Origin of the sequence: Pseudomonas soli, assembly GCF_021283165.2 — a bacterium.
GTDB classification, from domain to species: Bacteria; Pseudomonadota; Gammaproteobacteria; order Pseudomonadales; family Pseudomonadaceae; genus Aquipseudomonas; species Aquipseudomonas soli.
The window spans coordinates 3,541,890-3,558,932 of sequence record NZ_CP128543.1 but is presented as its reverse complement, the minus strand read 5'-3'; the positions used below and the strand labels follow the sequence as shown (position 1 = coordinate 3,558,932).

Sequence of the window (17,043 nt, the reverse complement as noted above, 5' to 3'; positions counted from 1 at the left end):
GTCCTCGCCTGGGTGGCGTGAAGTAAATAGGAGGTCATTCAGGCGCCGAACAGAGTGAGCTGCTGTTCTGCATGCGCGGCGCATTGAGCAATAAACTCGGCCTTGGCAATTTCATGCTCAATCCTTGCCTTGGCGATCGCCAAGTACTCCGGGTCGAGCTCGCAGCCGATGAACTGGAACCCTTCGCGCATGGCGGCCTTGCCGGTGCTTCCGCTTCCCATGAACGGGTCGAGGGCGGTACCGCCAGGCGGTGTTACCAGGCGCAGCAGGTAGGCCATCAGGTCAGTCGGCTTTACGGTGGGGTGGTGGTTTCCATTGCGCTTGGGCCAATCGGCGTTCTCGCGCTCCCGCATGGTGGCCCCGGCGGCAACGGCCGGCTGCTCGCCGACTGGAAGCCCTTCGTTGCGGTCGGCACGGCTCGCCTTTGCGCAGTAGAAGAACCGCGCTGCGCTGCCCGAGTCCATGCGACGCTCACCAGGCTTCATCCTGAACCCGACCAGTCCGGCATTGCTGCTGTCGGCCGATGGTTCTGCGCCCCGGCCGCGCCGCATGACTCCATAGGAGTTTTGGGTCTTCCTGGCTTCGGTGTTGGTGCTGGCTCTGGCGAGCTGGCCGGGCGCGTCTGGGAACTGCTCGAGAACCGCCATGCTGCCATCGTGCACCAGGTTGGCCGGCCACCGGCCGAGCGCTGATGGCTGAGTGGTGCGCAGTACTCCGCCCGATCGCCCTCCAACAAAGTTGCCGCCGCGCATGTCGGTGGTTGTTTCCCGGTCCCAGTGCTTGGCCAGCTGGTCGGCGTCGATCGCCTCAACGCGGCAGCCATCGATGTTCAGGGCGCCGGTACCGAACTCGGCAACATTGGAGGCAGTTGTCCCAATAAGCGGCTTGCGAGCAACGGTGATCGGTTCCAGCGCCGGCTTGAGCGCAGTGCCCCAGCTTGCCAGTCGCCGTCCAGATTGCGCGATTTTGGGAATCCTGAGCCGTACACCCAGGCGATCATGTCGCGGATCTCAAAGCCGGCATCCTCGATGCGGACAGCCATGCGGTGCTGGGTTCGGGTCCCGGCGAAGGCCAGCAGATGGCCGCCGGGCTTGAGCACGCGCAGGCACTCGGCCCAAATCTCGACGCTTGGCACATCGTAGTCCCAGCGCTTGCCCATGAAGCTCAGGCCGTAGGGAGGGTCGGTAACGATGCTGTCGATCGAGCTGTCAGGCATGGCCCGCATCGCCTCGATGCAGTCGCCAAGGTGAAGCGTGTACGTCATGGCATGCTCCAGGCGTGCAGGCGCCGCCCTCGCCGGGGAGGCGTTATCGTTGAATAGGGGAAGGCGCTGGCGGGTAGCGTCGGGAGTGATGTTCTTCGTCTAAGTGATGCATCTGTACTATTGCCAAACGGAGACGAAAATGAAAAAGCTTGTTCAGCAGGAAGACTTGCAGGCATATTTAAAAGAGTTGGCAGCCGCATCCATGCTTGTGGTAAGCATGACCACACCTATGCTCGAAATATCCTCTACGTTAAAGTCAACCTATGAGGTCGCTTACGTTGTAGAGAACTACGGGCAATACATAGGTAAAGGTCCGTATATGATCGAGAGCAAAGAGGCTCACGAGTGGAAGGAACCCCAAATTCCTGATCCAGTGATCTCAGGTTATGCAATCGCTTTCTCTGTGCGCGCGACCATGAGGGCAGGCAGCAAGGGAGTTGGGGGGCATCATTCGCTACGCAAAGCGCTAGCGGATTACGAATGTCTGCATATGGCTAACACCAAAAGCGAGGATATGGTTAGCTCGATTTTGATAAGGCTCCCCACTGACCCGATGGAAATGCAAAAGCTGCGAGAGATACTTTTAGAGTACTCCGTGATGTTTTCGATTGATGATGGGAGCGGCGTATTCCACTTGGGTAACACGCTGATGGGCAATGGAGTTTATCACTCATAGTGCTCGGTGGTCTGCGCCTGATCAGGTACGGCGCTGGCAGGCGGTGCCGGAGTGTCAGGCTGCGCGCACCTTGAAGGTCAGCATAGCGGTGGCGTCGTCGTTGAAGCACTCGGCCAGTTCCTGATAGGCCCGGTACTTGGCCTGGCTGCGGGTAGCTGCCCACACGCGCTGCACGTAATGGCGGGCATCGCCCAGCATGTACTTCACGTCGTCCCAGTCGTACATGCCGTTGGTGAGGACTTCCCACTGCTTGAGCGGCAGCGTTTCGGCCATCTCGCCGTACTGCATTTCCCAGGTGGGGTGGTAGTTGCGGATGCGCTTCTTCGGGTCGCTGTCGAGGATGATGCCGATGTACTGGCCTCGGTCGGCCATGATGACGCCGGGCTCACCGTTGGCGATCACGCGGCGCCCGATCTCGGCCGGCACGTCGTAGTGGCGGCGGACGTAGTCGCAGTTGTAGTTGCTCATGGGTTTCTCCAAGCATGCGCCGCCCTCCGTGCTGGTGGCGGCATGGTGGCAATTTGGGGTGGGATGGGGTAATACGGGTGACCGGCATGGGGCCGGAGCACAAGGAGAGTTCAGTGAGTATTCAAAATCTGGCGTTGAACGATAAGGTCCGCCTTCTGGCTGCCGGTGGCTCAATAGAGATAATTGGGCAAGACACCGCTGTGAATGACCTCGTCCGTATGGCTGCTGCCGCCAAAACTGGAGAGGCCACGCTTACCATCAAGGCAGTGGGCGGCTTCGCACTAAATGATCTTGTTCGCATAGCCGCAGCTGGAAAAGGGTTCGTGCACCTCAAGGACTAGCGCCGATTATCTCATCGCCTGGGTCTCGCCTGATCTCGGCCATGGTGGCTTCTTCGAACTGTCGCGCTAGTTTCGGCGAGATGTAAAAAGCTGGCGTGTCAGGCCGTTCAAGTCGACGCGCCCGCTCTTCATTGTCCTGCGCAATCCACGACAGGGCCAGGTCCTGCCAGAGCTCCTGCACCTGGTCGTAGCCGTGACGCTCGATCTCTGCAGACAGTGCAGCTTTGATCCCTGCGGGCATGTTGAAGAACACCTTCTCGATGCCCAGCTTCGCGGCCTGCTTCTTCTGGCGATCTCGATAGTCCGCCGAGTGCTTCGCGGCTCCGGTCTTCTCCTCGGCCATGGCCGATACCTCCCAAGCCGCTGGGCGGCAGATTGATGTGTTGCTGGCGCCGGCCGTGCCGGACGCGTGCGATGATGCGTTTCATGCTGCTATTTGCTGATTCCAGGCGCCCACTGCGGCAAAGATCTTGGCGGCCTCTGCCTCGTCAAGCGTTGTGTCGGTAGGGATGGCGATCCAGCCGGATGCCACCAGGTGATTCGGGTTGGCTGTGTCCCGCAGGTCGATGTAGGTGGCTTCGATCACCTCGGTCAGGTGCTCGGCCCGGTAGTTGCCCTGCGGCGCGACCTCTATCGACTTGTTGTAGCGTTCGCCGAATTCTGTCCGGCACAGCACGCTGAGGTAGATGGTCCACCGGTGCGGGATGTCGCAGACGGCGTCGACGACCTGTCGCACGCGGATCTGCTTGAGGTTCTTCCAGTTGAGTAGCACTTGCTGGCCGCTGGGATCGATGTTCACCACGGCGGCGTGGTTGGCGGAGACCAGGGCGCGGCAGGTGCGCTCGAGGCGCGCCCGCATGTTGTGCGGCTTGCGCCTCTTCATGGTGCCTCCATGCTTCTGCGAAGCTGCGATCGGTCTGTTGATCTCGGTTGCCGGCGTTTACGGACCAGCACTGTTTCAGGGTCGACCCGGTTTCCGCGTGGCGGGAGTGGTGCTGCACGGTAGGTTTCAAGCTCGACCACGCGGCCGCCTGATGCGAAGAAGGCAGCTTTCGCTACCTCCAATTCGGCCTGACGCTCGGCACCGGTCAGGATGTAGTTGTCGGTCATCACGGCCTCACTTGATGCGTATCGAGCTTTCGCCGCGCTCAAGGTGCGCCCAGGCTGGCTCAGGGATCAGTTCGTGTGCGCAGTCCTCACCGGCGTCCATGCGCTTGCGGATTGCGTCGTTGTGCTCGCGGTCGGCCTTGAGCTTGGCGGCGATGGCGTTCTTGTCCGGTTCGATCTTGGTTTTGACTGACGTCAGATCGTCCGGAACCGCCTGTTCGTTGTCGACGATGACCCTCTCTTTCCCGGCCACCAGGCTGATGGTGAACAGCGGGCGCTTGATCGACTTGATGTTGGCCGCGTCCATGTTCCGGCGCAGGTAGTCGGTGATCGCGGTTACGCTGTTGGCCTTCACCCGCTTGAGGTCGTTCAGGCGGTCGATCTCGGCGTCGATCGCGCTGATGTCGCCCTCGATGTTGCGGCGCAGCATGACGATGTTGTCGGCCTTCACCTCGAACTCGCCCTGTATGCCGGCCATGGTGTCCTGTATTGCCTGCTTGAGGCCTTCGTCATCGGTGTCACACATGGCGGCCAGTTCGGCCATCTGGCCGGTAAGAGCGTAGAGCTGGGTCATGCTGCAGTCTCCTGTGGTTTGCCGACTTCGATGTTTCGCAATTCGAGCGAGATGCGGGCAGCGCCTTTCTCGTCCTTGCGCACCATGAGCTTGCGGACTGCGTGGTCGTGGATCTTTTTGCGCTCATGCGGCGTGACCGCTCGCTTCATGGTCTCGATGGTGTCTCGGATGAAGTCCAGACGATCTTGCTTCTGGCGCTCAACCTCGGCCTGGCGATCCTCCGCCTGCTCGATGGCCTCCTCGGCGCGCAGGTGCTCCACGTAGTTTTGGTCATCAAACATGCCCAGGAACACGTCGGCGCTGAAGCCGAGCATGGAGAGCGCCTTCTTGATGGCGTCGGTCAGCGACTTCTTCGGTGCCTCGCCATCAGTGGTCATGCCGTACTTCGTTTTGTACTGATAACGGGTGCACCCGTACTGCTCGACCTCGCCGCGCTGGCCGTCCTGCATGAACCAGAGCTGGATCTTCACTGTGTGGCCAATCTCGCGGCCCAGGCAAACACGCTTTTCGCCTTCGCCGACGAAGATCTCGTGACCATCGTCGAACCGCTCTTCAAGGACCTTCCAGCCCCAGCCGATGCCTACCGGACCGAACATCTCGGTCGCCTTCATGACCATGGCGGTGCCGTTCAGGCTGGTGATCTTCTGGCCGCCGACCTCGGCGTTCTTGGTGTAGCGGGTATCGGTGGTCTGCACCTGCTCCCAGATGCGCATGTTGGTTGTGGACATTGGTACACCTCGCGCCAGGCCGGCGCCGTCAGTTGGAATAGGGGAAATGCCAGGTCACGCCCGTGGGTGTCTGCTGGGCGCCCTGGCTGCCGGTGATGTTTGCGCGCTCTAGCCGGCTTACGCTCCCTGATGGGTACGGGTATCCCCGAAGGGCCCGCCGTGCTCGGGTGCGTTGTTCAGGAGGTGATGCTGCCGGCCAGCGAGCTGGCGAGCATGAAGGCGGTGCAGGCGAAGATGGCAGAGAAGGAGCCGCGCCAGATGACCTGGCGACGGGCCCTCTGATAGGAGGTCACGCCCTGACCTCATAGCCCACGGTCCACTCGCCGCAGATGCACGCCCGGCACTTCCAGGCACGCGGGTTCTCGATACTGGCCAGCTCCGCTTCGTGCACCGCGGCGGCGAAGGTCGCCCCCTTAAACAGCATTAGTACGCGGTCGGCCGGCATGGCTCGGGCCTCGGGCAGTTCGGCGACCTGCTCGTCGATAAGCGTCTTCACCATTGGGGTGGTCATGCATCCTCCTTGTGCCGCTCGGCGATGCGGCGAGCACGCTCACAGTAGTGCTTGAACTCATCGGCATTGATGTCGCCCGCAGCGAAGCGAGCCACGATCAACAATTCGGTTTGTTTGTCGGCGCGACGGCTGTATCGCTGGTCCAGCTGCTCAAGGGCTTCGCCGATCACAACGTGCGGGCTCAAAATCCGCACTCCTCAATGTCTCGCTCGCGGTCCTGCTCGGCGGATATGGCCTTGGCCGCTACCGGGCGTAGCAGGTCGGCGGCGATCTCCTTGAGCACCTTCGGGCCACCAAGCAAGTAGGTGCACAATTCCATGATGAAGCCGGCGCTGCCCGTGCCCATGCCTGCCATGACCAGCTTTCCGAAGGCGTCCTGATGGTCCAGGCCGTCGATCTGACGGTTGTTCAGGTGGTCCTGCACCGCTCTGGCGAAGTCGGCCTGGGTGATCTCGCCACGGTCACTGCGGTAGCCCCAGCTGACGCGGTAGCCCAGGACGAGCTGCGCCGCGTGCTTATCGATCCACTCCACCTGGTCGGCGTCATCGTCGATCACCGCCGGCGGCATCCGGTTGTCGTACTCGAACTGTGCTGCTCGAAGTGCGCCCATGGTGTTCTCCTGTTGGGGTAGTGCAACCGCATTAGGCAGATGCCAGCGCAGGTGACCAAACCCGAGCCGCGAAGCTCGCTGGCATCTGTCCAATGCGGTCGAAGTGAAGGGAATGGGTGCAGGCGCCCGGCGCTACCCGGGATGCTTCTGGTCTAGCCCGTTCCGGGTTCCGGAATCGCCTGCAAAGAAGGGAGTTGCAATCTAATTGCGTGGCTTCGGTTCGGCGGCCTGGACGGCTTGGCGGAGAGCGCTGAGCAAAGCCGCACTGGTACCTGTAAGAGATCCATCTACCAGTTCGTTGAGAAGGGCAGATGCAGCGATGTGGATCGCTTCCAGCTTTCGTCGCGGGACGCTAGGCCCGCGCATGGTGCCGGCGGTGATTTTCGTTTTGCCCTTGGCTTGGGCCTTCTGCAACTCAGCATCGAGCACCCTTCCGGCGTCATCACCGTGAGCGCGCACAACCTGCGCCGCCGTGGTAGCGGATACCTGTCCAGCTGCGACCAAGCTCTGTACGTCCGTATTTGCATTACCGACCGTGACGACTTGCTCGACATGCTGTCGGGTTCTACCAACCTTCTTTGCAATTTGATCCACGGTCCAGCCAAACGATTTGAGGCGCTTGTAGCCTTCGGCAAGCTCGAGCGGGGTGAGCTTCTCGTTTTCCTGGCTTGAGATAATCCGCGCTACGCGATCGGCATCGCTGCCTTCGAACATGCGGACATCAACCCAAAACTCCAAAACCGCCGGGTCTTCCTTACTGGGTAAGCGAGGCAGGCGACCAGCTTGGTCGAGCTTGATAAGGGCGCGGCGTCGGCGGTGACCATCAACAACCCAAACGCCACCGGCGTCCCTCGGGCGGATCTCCAGCGCTGGGATGATCCCGCCGTCCGCGATGAACTCAGCCAATGCGTCAATGCTGGCCTCAAGGGCATCGCCTTCGGTGCGAAGGTTGAAGCCAGGCTCTTCGTGCAGGTCTTCGAGCCGCACCTTGATTGCGTCGGCCCGGCGTATTTCACCGTCCTTGATCATTTGCCTGATAGATCTGGTCATGCAATTAACTTCCGTTGAGGGGCTGCATTGGAGAGCCGATCCCGCCTGTCTCCCTGAACATCTTGATGTAGGGTCGGGAAGGGCTCTCCGACGCAGCCTAGTGATGGGGAACCAGGTGATCGGGCCAGTCTTTCCTGGCAGTCAAGGGATGGGTGGGGCTGAAGGCCGGCGCTGACCCGGCTTTGCCGCACAGTCTGTGGCTGCCGCCATTCGGCCTCACGGATCGCTAAGCAAGAGCATCCATCAGCACCGCAAAGCGCCCTCTCTGTCTCCCCTCCGAGTCGTCTATGGAGCAGGACGCTCGACGCTGATGTGGTCAGCTGTGGGTGAGAGAGAGCTTGCTGATGACGCAGATCGAACCGTCATCAGCCGGAGTCTTGTCGGTGTAGTCGACCTGGTTGTACACGCCGCCGTGGAAGTTCAGTAGGCACGAGTCCCAGGAGCTATCCAGCTCCAGTCTGCCGGAAGACTCTGCGTCGCCATTGCACTCTGCGGTCACAGTCAAGGCGCCCGAGGCGAGTACGCGGATCGTCACGTTGAACTTCTCGCTGAGTGGTACGCCCTTGAGCAATGTCGAGTTGACCGGACTTACCTGGTTGTACGTCTGCCGGAAGCCCAGCGTGATGTTTCCTTTGCTCCAGAACACTTTCACAGGCGGGCTGTCGTCGTCCTTCACGTGGAGCTGAGCGATGACGACCTTCTGCGCGGAGTTGACCTTGGTGAGGGTCATTTCCTGAAGGTTGATGTGCTCGTCAGCGCTCGCCAGCGACCAGTACACCGGCTCTTTCCATTCGCACCGCGTGCGGTGTGTGCTCTTGCTCGAAGCGCCCTTGGTGGGCGCCGTGAAGCGAACGGAGCCATCGGGCAACGCAGTGACGATTTTCGGGAGCTGGGCGAGCGCCTCTGCACCGCTCAGCTCAAGCGCGACAGGGTTGGTCGAGGAGGTGGCCACGGGTGTGGTAATCGTTAAGTTGCTGATGTTTACGGTCATGGTGTTTCTCCATGTTGGCTTCCCTGATGCCCCTCGTAAGAAGGGCACCGGGTGAAACCGCACGTTTTCCGCCGTGCTCAGCGGGGCGCATTGCTTGCCAGGTCTTTCGCTCGGTTCAGGCATTTCGCCTTCGTCAGCCGTACAGGGTTCTCCCTGTCGTGGGCAGCCTTTCGGGACTGTCTGATCGCCGGTCGCCGGTAGAGGCAATGCGGTCTGTTGGTTGTTGCGCTGGTTGTTAAAGAGCGGTCGGCCTGTGAGGGCCTGCCCAGGGGCTACGTAGCGCCTCGATGTGGCAAAAGTAGCACTGCTGTTATTTGTGAGTCAACAGCACTGCTGATATTTTTCTGCGGCGGGGTTGCACATGGCGGCGCGGGCTGGCGGTAGTAGCCATCTGCTACACTGCGCCCCTTTAATGCTCGGAGAGAGGAATGAAAGGGATCATCGCGGTATTGGCGACAGCGGCAGCCCTGGGCGGGTGCGCTGCGGGGCCAACGTGGCAGGCTACTGGCACCACTGACGAATTCACGGATCAAACCACGATGATGGTCACTACGAGCGAGTTCCCAGCGTCGGGCTCTATCGTGACGAGATCGCTTCACTTCTATCCAGTCGTTAGGAAGGAGGGCGGTGAGATCTATGTGGGACTGATGTCTGGTGGGAGGTTCAAAATCCCGGTCGGCACGGTTCAGCTGCGCATCGACCAGAATGAGGCCTGGACGATAACTCCGCAGGAAACGCCCGTAAGCATGATGCCGGCAGTGCCTCAATATTCCCTGAATCTTCCACCCGAGCAGGCCGCCCTGATAAAGCAGACCCAGGATCAGACGATGCTCAATGTCACTCAGTTGATGAGCCCGTACACTGTGACCGGAGGCGAGAAAGCTAAGAAAATCCTTAAACAGATGTTGGCCGGGCAAATCCTGAAGTACCGCACCGTAGGGATCAATCAAGCAGCATCGACCACGGGAGAGGCGGTGATTGACTCAACGCTGGGCGATTCCCTCAGAGCAATCGGAATCAGTCCAGAATCGCTTTGAGCCACCCACAAAAAAGCCCGCGCTGGGCGGGCTTTTCGCGTGCTGGTTGAGCTACATCGAGTCGACCTGGGCCTTCAGCTGATTCGCAGAAAGCTCATACTGGCGCTCATAGGCTTCGCGGTCGTCGTCAATGAGATGGTCGAGGTACGTGAGCCACGACACGTACATGGTAGCCAGCTCCGCCTTCAGGGAAGGAAGCCGATCAACCTCGGCCTTATACAAAACCTTTCCCTTGTCTTTGGCGTCTTCTACGCAGGTCCTGACCACTTCCAGGCGGCGATGGAATGCGTCCGACCAGTGCTTGCTACCTTCCCCGAATTTTTTTTCAGCGGCCCAGACCTTTGTTTCTTCGTGCATGGCGTCAAGGCTGCAAATGGCAGGAAGGCCGGTCATCTTTTCGATGTAGGTAGGCTCCGCGAGAGCCAGGCCTGACCAAAGAATCGCGGCGAGAAGCGAGGAGGACAAGTATCTATGCATGTTGGCTCTTCCTGAGATTTTGCTTTCCTCACCCGAGGGCTCAGATATCGCGCCGGTTTGGATTTCCCGGGCCTTAATCCGGTGGATTTCGACGCTCAACTCCGACGACAATCGCCTGCTTTATCGCGCCATCAAGCACCTTGGCATTGATGCTCAAAAAGACCGTGGTTCGCTCCCACTCGGCGTACTGCAGCACCTCCTTCTTTTCCTCGTTCAGCGAGGTATCTTCCACAATGGCTTCAAACTCATCGGTGGACCGGTGCTTCCTGACCTTGACCTTGAACTCGTCAGGATTTGAGGAGTCGACCCGGACGATCCGATAGAAACCATCCAGCCGCTTTTCGGCTGCCTTCCGGCGGGCATTGGTTACAAGCTCCTGGGCAATGTCGCCGGACACTGTGATTCCGCTCACAGTGGCTTCATCAGCGGTCGAAAAGCCCTTCAGCATCTCGTTGCGCGCATCATAAACCTGGCGACTGACGCTCTCCAGTCGGGGTTGAGATAGCAGTAGACGGTTGAGCACTTCGAGCCTGGCCGTCTCCTGCTTCGAGAGAGACTCTATCGCAGCGAGTGAGTCTCGTTGCTCCTCGGTCTTAGCTTCTGCCGCCCTGACGTCCTTGCGATAGTTGAGGTAAGCTGCATAAGAGGTTTTACCAGCCCATAGCACGCCCAGACCCAATATCGTCACGACCATCAATTCTGGTGGCATCGTCTCTCCTGCCTTCTCGGCAAATTTTATCAAGACCTCTTGAAAGTCGACCTCGAAAATCGAAGATCCTTCCTCGACCTTGACCTCGATCTCAAGCTCGTCTCTTTCCTCCTTGGAAAGACGACGAGTGTCATCTGTGTCGTACTGAGCAATGGCGTATGACTTGTAGATGACATTCTGCAGCTCAATGAAGGACTTCATCACGCTAGGCGTGATGCTGGATTCAAATTTGTCACCGACCAAGCGGACCTTGAGCTTAGGCCAGCCCTCGAGCTCTACGCCACCCTTGAAGCGAGCCCCATCAAGAAATTCTTGAATCACCTTGAAGGCGTCGTCTTCATTGCGGATCTTTAATGCGTCTGCCACAGAATATCCCTATAGGGCTGGTTATGATGCTATGGGACTAAAGATCACCGCCGCGCCAGATCACCTTCCCGATGATCCTGTGCTCGTTTCCGTCGCTTCGCAAATGATAGCGGTCCGGGTGCTCTTCTTTGTCGTCGTTATCGCTACGGAGCAGCCACTGTCCAAGTGGTTCTTGCACCAAGCGCTTCACAATTGCGCCGTCAGCCCCAGCAAGGACGAATACCTGCCCATCTACAGGATCAATGCGGGACCGGTCTACAAGCAGCACGTCTCCGTTGTTGATGGTCGGCCACATGCTCTCGCCTTCGGCATAAATCACGATCAGTTGGTCCGCTTTGGCGCCCTTAACCTTCAACCACTCGCGTTTGAATGCCAGCGTTGAACGGATCTCTACATGCGGGTTCTCGCTGCCCAGGCCGGCGGCCGCCTTGGCATCGTACTGAGGAACATAGGCATACCTGCCATCAAGCTCCTCCTCGTCGGAGCCATCCGGGAGCGGAGAGTTTGCTGCTTCCGCATGGCGATCAATCGAAGTTGACGCGCGCCTGATGCCTGCGGCGAGGGTAGGGCTCACTTGGGAGGGCTCAAAGTCCAAGGCCTGGGACAGCTTAACCAGCGCCTCGAGGTTGAGAGCTACCTTCCCAGTCATGTACTGGCTAACGGTGCTCTGCGGGGACCTCCACTCGCAGCGCTCACCAACCTCGGTCTGGGTCAGGACCTGCTTCGACGGATCTGCCCGCGACTCCTTCACCCGCTGCTTGTAAATCTCGTGCAGCCGCTTCGCGTCGGCGAGCTGCTCAGCTGAAAGTGGGGTTCTGATGGGTTTTTTCATGCGCGTGATTTAGTAGCACAGCTGATTATTACGCAAACAGCACTGCTACTCTTTGTCCTTGAATATTGTAAAACAGCAGTGCTAATATTCGGCCAAACCCTATGAGGCAGAGCAGATGAAGACTGTATCCCTTGAGGATTACCTGGCCGAGCAAGGAACCCAGAGCGACCTCGCCAAGGCCTTGGGGATCCAGCAGAGCGCCGTATCTCAGATGTTCCGCGCCAAGCGTGACATCCGAATCACCATTTTCGACGACGGGCACATTGAGGCGAACGAGATCCGCCCCATTCCGGCCCGCAAGTCAGCCGCCTGACACCCACCAACCCGCAAGGAGCAATCCCCGCATGTACGCCAACCGCAATCACCTGCATGACCGCGAGATTAAGGTCCGGGTCGATGAGGACACGTTCAACTTGATCCAGGCGCTGGCGACGTTTCATCGCACGCAGCGCGCTGTGCTGTGCCGTGAGCTCCTGGAGGCTCAGTTGGCCGCCCTGGCTTCGGAGAATACCGGCGATCAGAGCGCGGCCTGAAGGCCCGGAGGAGGGCCCATGCCTACTGAACAAGTTGGCCTGGACCAAGAATCGATGGAGCAGCTGGAGCGGGAGGCGGCGCGTCGCGGGGTGACACCTGACGCGCTTGCCGCCGAGCTAATCCGTCGAGAGCTGGCCAGCCGAACCAAACCACGCAAACCGCGGGGAGCGGTCGCACCGTTTCACCGCAGGGACTGAGCAGGCCCTGATAAGCCCGAAGCACGGGCATAAAAAAGCCGCCTGGCGGGGCGGCTCTTCAAACGTCAATACGGGGGAAATTATGCATACCCGTGCACCTGATCGCAACCCAGTTCCCCCAGAGTCGGAAACGCCGGCTGGGCAGGACTGACATGCAGTACACCATCACGATCAACCAGGTCAAAGCTCTCGAGTGGGGTCTGAACTCCCAGCAGGCGCTACTGTTCGCGTTCGTCTACGAAGTCCCAAGTTGGGCGAACCCGTTGCGCACGGACGATGGGATTTTCTACACCCTCAGCAAAGCCAAAATTATCGAAGAGCTGCCTCTGCTTACTGATAAACCGGACACAGCTTACCGACTCCTGAAGGCGCTCGCTGAGGCGGGCCTTATCATTCTCTCGAGTACCTCCAGCGTCACATTGGTTCGCCTCACCGACAAAGGAAAGGAGTGGAACCGCAAGGCAGACGGGTCGGAAAAATTTCCGACCTCAGAAGTCGACAAGGTCGGAAAGAAATCCGATCCTTCACCTCGGAAAAAAATCCGAGCTACCTCGGATAAATCTCCGAGCATGGTCGGAAAAAAATCCGAGCCAAGGTCGGAAAAATCTCCGACAAATCATGTAACCAGTAATCAGGATACCAATCAGGGTACCAGTCACAGTTTGCAGGAGGGCTCGGCTGCGCCCAGCCAACCTGCCGCGAAGGTGATCGGGGTGATGCCGGTTCAGTGTGAGGAGCCGCGCTGCGAAATCCCCGAGGATATGCCAGGGCCTCGAGACACCTCTTGCAAGACCTACAAAGCTTGGGCGAATTACGCCATGGCCTACCGTAAGCGCTACAACGCTTGGCCCGTCTGGAACGCCAAAGCTGGAGGTCAGCTCGGGCAACTCGTTGATCGCCTTGGCATCGATGTGGCTCACAACGTCGCGGCGTTCTTCCTGAAGATCAACGATTCCCGCTTGATCAACGGCTGTCACAACCTCGGCGACCTGCTGGCCAAGGCCGAGGCCTACCACACCCAGTGGGTCACCAATCGCCAGATGAACGCCACCACTGCCCGGCAGCAGGAGCAGACCCAGGCGAACGTCAACGCCGCTCAGGAAGCGGCAGACGCGATCCGCAACGGCCAAGGGGGTAAGCGCAATGCTTTCCTCTGACCAACAAGCCGAATTGGCCGTGGCCATCTGCGCCACTGCCGAGGCAATGGGGCAAGCGATCAGCGCAGGAGGCGCTCGGCTCATCGCTGAGGACCTTTCGGCCTATGAGCCTGGCGTGATCATTGGCGCACTGCGTGCGTGCCGTAGAGAGCCTGCCGGGCGACTTTCGCTCGGCATGGTGCTCAAGCACATCCACGCGGCAGATACCCGCCCCGGAAAGGATGAAGCGTGGTCGATCGCCCTGGCGGCCAGTGACGAGCACGAGACCGTCGTTCTCACGACTGAAATCCGCCAGGCCATGATCGCCTCCGAGCCGATCCTTGAGGCTGGCGACAAGGTCGGCGCCCGGATGGCCTTCATGAGTGCCTACGAGCGCTTGGTCAGCTTCGCTCGTGCCGAGGATCAGCCGGCCAAGTGGGAAGTGTCGCTGGGCTATGACGCCGGGCGTCGCGTGGTGGCCATCGAGTCAGCCGTTCGTGCCCAGCTCATCACCCAGGAAACCGGGGCCAAGTACCTGGCCGACCTGCGCATCGCGCCCATCACCGATGACGGCCAGGCCATAGCCGGCCTGCTGACAGGGGAAGTGCGCCCGCAGGCCAGCGCCAAGACCCGCGAAAAGCTCGCCGAAGTGCGCTGCATCCTCAAGGCGGCCAAGGCCAAAAAAGACCGCGAGCGCGCCAAGGAAGACCAGCGCCGCCGCATCGAAACCTATCTGCGCAAGCGACAGACACGCGTCGCCATTGCTCAGTTGAACATCAAGCGCGCCGGGCAACCGGCCGGGGAGGGGGTGTGAAGAGTGAAGTCTTGAACAGGAAAACTGATCGGCCTCTCACCCGCGATGACACTTTTCCGCAAGGTTTCAACGGGCTTGAGGCCGGTGCGCGAGATTTTATAAATCTGAAAAGTGTTGATCAAGGGGTCTGCATGGCTGAGTTAACCGTTCGCCTGGAAGGAGACCGTCCATGACCATCGACAAGCAAAAGCTCCAGCCCCTGCTGTGGTCGGTAGTCGCCTCCTGGCGTGCCGGCAGTGATGCCCTCGAGCGCCACACGGACGCCCTGGACGAGTTCCTCGGCGATTCGACGGTGGAGGAGGTGGCGCTGGGCCTGCTGGACGAGATCAGCCAGCTCACCGCCCGGGTGCGTGACGCGGAGAAGCAGCTGCAGGAGGTGGCGGTATGACGGAGAAGATCAGCGTCAACTGCCAGGCAAAGCTCTCCGAGGCCGTGACCATGCTCACCCGCCTGTTCCGCGACAAGAAGTTCGTCGTCGTCAGCATGCGCCCGGGCAAGGACCGCACCCTGGACCAGAACGCTCTGTGGTTCGCCATGTACGACCGCATCGCCAAGAGCACCGAGATGGGCGACATCGAGGACGTGCGCCGGTACTGCAAGCTGCACTTTGGCGTGCCGATCATGCGCGCGGGCTGCGAGGAGTTCCGTACAGGATGGGCCGAGTCGTTCATCCACCTGCCGTATGAGGTGAAGCTTCGCCTGATGGGGCCGTGCGCCATGTTCGGGCCGGATGGCTTCCCGGTCACCCGGCTGTTCGACCGGGCCCAGGGCTGCCAGTACACCGACCGCATCGTGGCTGAGTTCGCGCCGCAGGGCGTGGTCTTCAGCGACCTGCTGAGCGAGGAAGCGGCATGAGCGACGGACTTGGAATCACAACACAAACCACCGTGTTCCTGTCGGCAGATAAGGTCGTGAAGGAGATGGACGCAGAGGACATCGGATCGTTCTGCTCCGCCGTGGCCCAGCGCCTGGACCAGGAGTATGCGGGGCGCGCTGGTGCGGCAGCGGACTTCGCAAGCGGCTTGAGTGAAATGGGCTGCCGGTTCCTAGCCGAGGTGGTCACGAGCTTCTACCAGCGCCAGAAACGGGAGGAACGCTGATGCTCGCCAAGGAGATCAAGCCCAAAAAGTGCAAGGCTCCAGGTTGCGGCAAGCACTTTAAGCCGACCATGACCACGCAGAAGGTGTGCAGCATCGCCTGTGCCAAGGCCATGGCCAAGGATCCCACGTTGCAGAAGATCGCGGCGAAGGCCATCACCAAGCAGGCCCGCCAGGACCTGCAGGAGCGCCGGGAGAAGCTGAAGACCCGCCGCGAGCACATGGCCGAGGCGCAGACAGCGTTCAACGCCTACATCCGCGAGCGCGACGCCGGCCTGCCGTGCATCAGCTGCGACTCGAACCCGAGCGACCACGACCTCATCACCGGCAGCCGCTGGGATGCCGGCCACTACCGGTCGGTGGGTGCCTGCCCGGAACTCCGGTTCGAGCCGCTCAACGTCCACCGCCAATGCGTGAAGTGCAACCGGAACCTCTCGGGCAACGCGGTCGAGTACCGCATCCGGTTGGTGAAGCGCATCGGCGCCGACCAGGTTGATTGGCTCGAAGGGCCTCATAAGCCCCAGCGCCTGACCATCGAAGATCTGCAGGCCATCAAGGCCCTGTACAGGCAAAAACTCAAAGACCTACGGAGGGCAGCAGCATGAAGTACCAGAACGTGATGTCCGCGGTAGTGCGCGCGCTGGCCGCCGATACCATGACCGGCGCCGGCGGTTGCGACTTCGAGCCGAAGGTCCAGGCCTCGAAGCTCAAGGGCGAGATCACCGGCAAGGATGCAGCCATGCTGGTGGATTGCTGGGTGCACGCCCGCCTGCACAGCAAGCTGATCCCGCGGCACTGGAATGCGCTGACGGCCAGGTTCTCGACCCACAAGGCCAAGAAGGTGGAAGCCATCGGCAAGCTGGTGCCGCTGATCGCGACACAGGCGCCGAACCTGTTCCGGTACAAGGCAGTCACTGCCTGGGCCATCCCGCCAGTGAGGGGCGTGCAGGCGCAGTCTGGGCATGAGGTGGCCAGCCGGGCGGCCCGTGAGCGCGCAGAGTTCGACTCGCTGCATGCAGGCGTGACCAAGCACCTGGCGGGCGGAGAGATGCCTGAGGAGGCGGGCCAGGCGCGCCGCGAGCAGTACGTGAAGCGCTCCACCGACATGATTGTTCTGCCGGCCGAGTTCTACGACATCAACACCTGGGACGGCCAGGGCCTGAATCGGACCACCTACTGGCGGTGGAAGAAGGCTATCGAGAGCGTGCTGGATGAGATGGTGGCCGAGGCCCTAGTGGCCGCCGGCAAGATCCTGGAGGACGAAGGCATCTTGATGGCAGATGCCGCTTGACACTCGTGCAACGATGCAACATTATTTGCTCATCCTGTCATTCCTGCGCGTGTTGAGGAGTGACGCACAAAGCCCGGCCATCGCGTCGGGCTTTTTGTTGCCCGTAGGAAAGCGCTTGGACTCGTCTAGCACGGGTCTTTCACGCATATAAAGCGCAGATCGTCATTTCGGCCAAGCTTCGCGCCATAGACGCCAAAAAAAATGTTTCAGGGTGTTGAACGTTTTGATGTCAC

The 17,043-nt window shown here is 60.3% G+C and carries 28 protein-coding genes; 12 read left to right on the top strand and 16 right to left on the bottom strand.

Features of this window, described 5'->3' with window-relative positions:
- Positions 1 to 38: 38 nt before the first annotated feature.
- Complete coding sequence (locus LU688_RS16550; RefSeq protein ID WP_232888164.1) at positions 39 to 647, bottom strand: DNA methyltransferase; 609 nt, start codon at positions 645 to 647, stop codon at positions 39 to 41.
- Between the two features lie 182 nt (positions 648 to 829).
- Positions 830 to 1,264: a DNA methyltransferase gene (locus LU688_RS16545; protein ID WP_232888165.1), complete on the bottom strand. Its 435-nt coding sequence runs from the start codon at positions 1,262 to 1,264 to the stop codon at positions 830 to 832.
- A 139-nt stretch (positions 1,265 to 1,403) separates the two neighbouring features.
- Between LU688_RS16545 and LU688_RS16540 the strand changes: the two genes are divergently transcribed.
- Positions 1,404 to 1,940 carry a hypothetical protein gene (locus LU688_RS16540; protein WP_232888166.1) on the top strand — a complete coding sequence of 179 codons (537 nt, stop codon included), beginning with the start codon at positions 1,404 to 1,406 and terminating at the stop codon, positions 1,938 to 1,940.
- A 54-nt stretch (positions 1,941 to 1,994) separates the two neighbouring features.
- Here LU688_RS16540 and LU688_RS16535 read toward each other — a convergent pair whose 3' ends face one another.
- Positions 1,995 to 2,408 carry a hypothetical protein gene (locus LU688_RS16535; RefSeq protein ID WP_232888167.1) on the bottom strand — a complete coding sequence of 138 codons (414 nt, stop codon included), beginning with the start codon at positions 2,406 to 2,408 and terminating at the stop codon, positions 1,995 to 1,997.
- A gap of 113 nt (positions 2,409 to 2,521) precedes the next feature.
- Between LU688_RS16535 and LU688_RS16530 the strand changes: the two genes are divergently transcribed.
- Positions 2,522 to 2,749: a hypothetical protein gene (locus LU688_RS16530; protein WP_232888168.1), complete on the top strand. Its 228-nt coding sequence runs from the start codon at positions 2,522 to 2,524 to the stop codon at positions 2,747 to 2,749.
- Here the strand turns inward: LU688_RS16530 and LU688_RS16525 are convergent.
- From LU688_RS16525 to LU688_RS16480, 10 genes are all read right to left on the bottom strand, one after another.
- Positions 2,739 to 3,092 carry a hypothetical protein gene (locus LU688_RS16525; protein ID WP_232888169.1) on the bottom strand — a complete coding sequence of 118 codons (354 nt, stop codon included), beginning with the start codon at positions 3,090 to 3,092 and terminating at the stop codon, positions 2,739 to 2,741. The two genes, LU688_RS16530 and LU688_RS16525, sit on opposite strands and share 11 nt — an antisense overlap.
- A gap of 81 nt (positions 3,093 to 3,173) precedes the next feature.
- Positions 3,174 to 3,632, bottom strand: coding sequence for a hypothetical protein (locus tag LU688_RS16520; RefSeq protein ID WP_232888170.1), 459 nt, complete (start codon positions 3,630 to 3,632; stop codon positions 3,174 to 3,176).
- The gene (locus LU688_RS16515) at positions 3,629 to 3,859 is read right to left on the bottom strand and encodes a hypothetical protein (RefSeq protein ID WP_232888171.1); all 231 of its coding nucleotides are present in this window, start codon (positions 3,857 to 3,859) and stop codon (positions 3,629 to 3,631) included. Before LU688_RS16515 ends, LU688_RS16520 begins: the two co-directional genes overlap by 4 nt.
- 7 nt (positions 3,860 to 3,866) lie before the next feature.
- Positions 3,867 to 4,430 carry a siphovirus Gp157 family protein gene (locus tag LU688_RS16510; RefSeq protein ID WP_232888172.1) on the bottom strand — a complete coding sequence of 188 codons (564 nt, stop codon included), beginning with the start codon at positions 4,428 to 4,430 and terminating at the stop codon, positions 3,867 to 3,869.
- Complete coding sequence (locus LU688_RS16505) at positions 4,427 to 5,158, bottom strand: hypothetical protein (RefSeq protein WP_232888173.1); 732 nt, start codon at positions 5,156 to 5,158, stop codon at positions 4,427 to 4,429. The genes LU688_RS16510 and LU688_RS16505 overlap by 4 nt, the downstream gene beginning before the upstream one ends.
- A gap of 289 nt (positions 5,159 to 5,447) precedes the next feature.
- On the bottom strand, positions 5,448 to 5,669 hold the full coding sequence (locus LU688_RS16500) for a hypothetical protein (protein WP_139671808.1): 222 nt from the start codon (positions 5,667 to 5,669) through the stop codon (positions 5,448 to 5,450).
- Positions 5,666 to 5,854, bottom strand: coding sequence for a hypothetical protein (locus LU688_RS16495; RefSeq protein ID WP_232888174.1), 189 nt, complete (start codon positions 5,852 to 5,854; stop codon positions 5,666 to 5,668). Before LU688_RS16495 ends, LU688_RS16500 begins: the two co-directional genes overlap by 4 nt.
- Complete coding sequence (locus tag LU688_RS16490) at positions 5,851 to 6,279, bottom strand: hypothetical protein (protein ID WP_232888175.1); 429 nt, start codon at positions 6,277 to 6,279, stop codon at positions 5,851 to 5,853. Before LU688_RS16490 ends, LU688_RS16495 begins: the two co-directional genes overlap by 4 nt.
- 201 nt (positions 6,280 to 6,480) lie before the next feature.
- Complete coding sequence (locus tag LU688_RS16485; protein WP_232888176.1) at positions 6,481 to 7,329, bottom strand: ParB/RepB/Spo0J family partition protein; 849 nt, start codon at positions 7,327 to 7,329, stop codon at positions 6,481 to 6,483.
- Between the two features lie 316 nt (positions 7,330 to 7,645).
- Positions 7,646 to 8,320 carry a polysaccharide lyase family 7 protein gene (locus LU688_RS16480; RefSeq protein ID WP_232888177.1) on the bottom strand — a complete coding sequence of 225 codons (675 nt, stop codon included), beginning with the start codon at positions 8,318 to 8,320 and terminating at the stop codon, positions 7,646 to 7,648.
- Positions 8,321 to 8,748: 428 nt separating this feature from the next.
- Here LU688_RS16480 and LU688_RS16475 point away from each other — a divergent pair, with 428 nt between their 5' ends.
- Positions 8,749 to 9,357, top strand: coding sequence for a hypothetical protein (locus tag LU688_RS16475; RefSeq protein WP_232888178.1), 609 nt, complete (start codon positions 8,749 to 8,751; stop codon positions 9,355 to 9,357).
- Between the two features lie 51 nt (positions 9,358 to 9,408).
- Here LU688_RS16475 and LU688_RS16470 read toward each other — a convergent pair whose 3' ends face one another.
- The 3 genes from LU688_RS16470 to LU688_RS16460 all read right to left on the bottom strand — a co-directional run bounded on the left by LU688_RS16470 (position 9,409) and on the right by LU688_RS16460 (position 11,741).
- Positions 9,409 to 9,834: a hypothetical protein gene (locus LU688_RS16470; protein ID WP_232888179.1), complete on the bottom strand. Its 426-nt coding sequence runs from the start codon at positions 9,832 to 9,834 to the stop codon at positions 9,409 to 9,411.
- A gap of 73 nt (positions 9,835 to 9,907) precedes the next feature.
- A complete protein-coding gene (locus LU688_RS16465; protein ID WP_232888180.1) occupies positions 9,908 to 10,909 on the bottom strand; it encodes a hypothetical protein in 1,002 nt (333 codons plus the stop codon).
- Positions 10,910 to 10,946: 37 nt separating this feature from the next.
- Complete coding sequence (locus LU688_RS16460; protein ID WP_232888181.1) at positions 10,947 to 11,741, bottom strand: LexA family transcriptional regulator; 795 nt, start codon at positions 11,739 to 11,741, stop codon at positions 10,947 to 10,949.
- A 115-nt stretch (positions 11,742 to 11,856) separates the two neighbouring features.
- Between LU688_RS16460 and LU688_RS16455 the strand changes: the two genes are divergently transcribed.
- The 9 genes from LU688_RS16455 to LU688_RS16415 all read left to right on the top strand — a co-directional run bounded on the left by LU688_RS16455 (position 11,857) and on the right by LU688_RS16415 (position 16,810).
- Positions 11,857 to 12,054: a Cro/CI family transcriptional regulator gene (locus LU688_RS16455; protein WP_054881791.1), complete on the top strand. Its 198-nt coding sequence runs from the start codon at positions 11,857 to 11,859 to the stop codon at positions 12,052 to 12,054.
- A gap of 31 nt (positions 12,055 to 12,085) precedes the next feature.
- Complete coding sequence (locus LU688_RS16450) at positions 12,086 to 12,274, top strand: hypothetical protein (RefSeq protein ID WP_139671778.1); 189 nt, start codon at positions 12,086 to 12,088, stop codon at positions 12,272 to 12,274.
- Between the two features lie 350 nt (positions 12,275 to 12,624).
- Complete coding sequence (locus LU688_RS16445; RefSeq protein ID WP_232888182.1) at positions 12,625 to 13,629, top strand: phage replication protein; 1,005 nt, start codon at positions 12,625 to 12,627, stop codon at positions 13,627 to 13,629.
- Positions 13,616 to 14,422 carry a hypothetical protein gene (locus tag LU688_RS16440; protein ID WP_232888183.1) on the top strand — a complete coding sequence of 269 codons (807 nt, stop codon included), beginning with the start codon at positions 13,616 to 13,618 and terminating at the stop codon, positions 14,420 to 14,422. Before LU688_RS16445 ends, LU688_RS16440 begins: the two co-directional genes overlap by 14 nt.
- Positions 14,423 to 14,591: 169 nt before the next feature.
- The gene (locus LU688_RS16435) at positions 14,592 to 14,810 is read left to right on the top strand and encodes a hypothetical protein (protein ID WP_232888184.1); all 219 of its coding nucleotides are present in this window, start codon (positions 14,592 to 14,594) and stop codon (positions 14,808 to 14,810) included.
- On the top strand, positions 14,807 to 15,277 hold the full coding sequence (locus tag LU688_RS16430) for a hypothetical protein (protein ID WP_232888185.1): 471 nt from the start codon (positions 14,807 to 14,809) through the stop codon (positions 15,275 to 15,277). Before LU688_RS16435 ends, LU688_RS16430 begins: the two co-directional genes overlap by 4 nt.
- Complete coding sequence (locus tag LU688_RS16425) at positions 15,274 to 15,522, top strand: hypothetical protein (protein ID WP_232888186.1); 249 nt, start codon at positions 15,274 to 15,276, stop codon at positions 15,520 to 15,522. Before LU688_RS16430 ends, LU688_RS16425 begins: the two co-directional genes overlap by 4 nt.
- Positions 15,522 to 16,124, top strand: coding sequence for a recombination protein NinG (locus tag LU688_RS16420; RefSeq protein WP_232888187.1), 603 nt, complete (start codon positions 15,522 to 15,524; stop codon positions 16,122 to 16,124). The genes LU688_RS16425 and LU688_RS16420 overlap by 1 nt, the downstream gene beginning before the upstream one ends.
- Positions 16,121 to 16,810, top strand: coding sequence for a hypothetical protein (locus LU688_RS16415; protein ID WP_232888188.1), 690 nt, complete (start codon positions 16,121 to 16,123; stop codon positions 16,808 to 16,810). Before LU688_RS16420 ends, LU688_RS16415 begins: the two co-directional genes overlap by 4 nt.
- Positions 16,811 to 17,043: the final 233 nt, after the last annotated feature.

Excerpts from the sequence above, each read along its gene's own strand:
- LU688_RS16480 (WP_232888177.1), bottom strand. The coding sequence starts at position 8,320 with ATGACCGTAAACATCAGCAACTTAACGATTACCACACCCGTGGCCACC.
- LU688_RS16425 (WP_232888186.1), top strand. The coding sequence starts at position 15,274 with ATGAGCGACGGACTTGGAATCACAACACAAACCACCGTGTTCCTGTCG.
- LU688_RS16435 (WP_232888184.1), top strand. The coding sequence starts at position 14,592 with ATGACCATCGACAAGCAAAAGCTCCAGCCCCTGCTGTGGTCGGTAGTC.
- LU688_RS16520 (WP_232888170.1), bottom strand. The coding sequence starts at position 3,632 with ATGAAGAGGCGCAAGCCGCACAACATGCGGGCGCGCCTCGAGCGCACC.
- LU688_RS16515 (WP_232888171.1), bottom strand. The coding sequence starts at position 3,859 with ATGACCGACAACTACATCCTGACCGGTGCCGAGCGTCAGGCCGAATTG.
- LU688_RS16545 (WP_232888165.1), bottom strand. The coding sequence starts at position 1,264 with ATGACGTACACGCTTCACCTTGGCGACTGCATCGAGGCGATGCGGGCC.
- LU688_RS16550 (WP_232888164.1), bottom strand. The coding sequence starts at position 647 with ATGGCGGTTCTCGAGCAGTTCCCAGACGCGCCCGGCCAGCTCGCCAGA.
- LU688_RS16420 (WP_232888187.1), top strand. The coding sequence starts at position 15,522 with ATGCTCGCCAAGGAGATCAAGCCCAAAAAGTGCAAGGCTCCAGGTTGC.
- LU688_RS16440 (WP_232888183.1), top strand. The coding sequence starts at position 13,616 with ATGCTTTCCTCTGACCAACAAGCCGAATTGGCCGTGGCCATCTGCGCC.
- LU688_RS16510 (WP_232888172.1), bottom strand. The coding sequence starts at position 4,430 with ATGACCCAGCTCTACGCTCTTACCGGCCAGATGGCCGAACTGGCCGCC.
- LU688_RS16430 (WP_232888185.1), top strand. The coding sequence starts at position 14,807 with ATGACGGAGAAGATCAGCGTCAACTGCCAGGCAAAGCTCTCCGAGGCC.
- LU688_RS16500 (WP_139671808.1), bottom strand. The coding sequence starts at position 5,669 with ATGACCACCCCAATGGTGAAGACGCTTATCGACGAGCAGGTCGCCGAA.
- LU688_RS16460 (WP_232888181.1), bottom strand. The coding sequence starts at position 11,741 with ATGAAAAAACCCATCAGAACCCCACTTTCAGCTGAGCAGCTCGCCGAC.
- LU688_RS16415 (WP_232888188.1), top strand. The coding sequence starts at position 16,121 with ATGAAGTACCAGAACGTGATGTCCGCGGTAGTGCGCGCGCTGGCCGCC.
- LU688_RS16445 (WP_232888182.1), top strand. The coding sequence starts at position 12,625 with ATGCAGTACACCATCACGATCAACCAGGTCAAAGCTCTCGAGTGGGGT.
- LU688_RS16540 (WP_232888166.1), top strand. The coding sequence starts at position 1,404 with ATGAAAAAGCTTGTTCAGCAGGAAGACTTGCAGGCATATTTAAAAGAG.
- LU688_RS16525 (WP_232888169.1), bottom strand. The coding sequence starts at position 3,092 with ATGGCCGAGGAGAAGACCGGAGCCGCGAAGCACTCGGCGGACTATCGA.
- LU688_RS16470 (WP_232888179.1), bottom strand. The coding sequence starts at position 9,834 with ATGCATAGATACTTGTCCTCCTCGCTTCTCGCCGCGATTCTTTGGTCA.
- LU688_RS16485 (WP_232888176.1), bottom strand. The coding sequence starts at position 7,329 with ATGACCAGATCTATCAGGCAAATGATCAAGGACGGTGAAATACGCCGG.
- LU688_RS16535 (WP_232888167.1), bottom strand. The coding sequence starts at position 2,408 with ATGAGCAACTACAACTGCGACTACGTCCGCCGCCACTACGACGTGCCG.
- LU688_RS16475 (WP_232888178.1), top strand. The coding sequence starts at position 8,749 with ATGAAAGGGATCATCGCGGTATTGGCGACAGCGGCAGCCCTGGGCGGG.
- LU688_RS16490 (WP_232888175.1), bottom strand. The coding sequence starts at position 6,279 with ATGGGCGCACTTCGAGCAGCACAGTTCGAGTACGACAACCGGATGCCG.
- LU688_RS16450 (WP_139671778.1), top strand. The coding sequence starts at position 12,086 with ATGTACGCCAACCGCAATCACCTGCATGACCGCGAGATTAAGGTCCGG.
- LU688_RS16505 (WP_232888173.1), bottom strand. The coding sequence starts at position 5,158 with ATGTCCACAACCAACATGCGCATCTGGGAGCAGGTGCAGACCACCGAT.
- LU688_RS16455 (WP_054881791.1), top strand. The coding sequence starts at position 11,857 with ATGAAGACTGTATCCCTTGAGGATTACCTGGCCGAGCAAGGAACCCAG.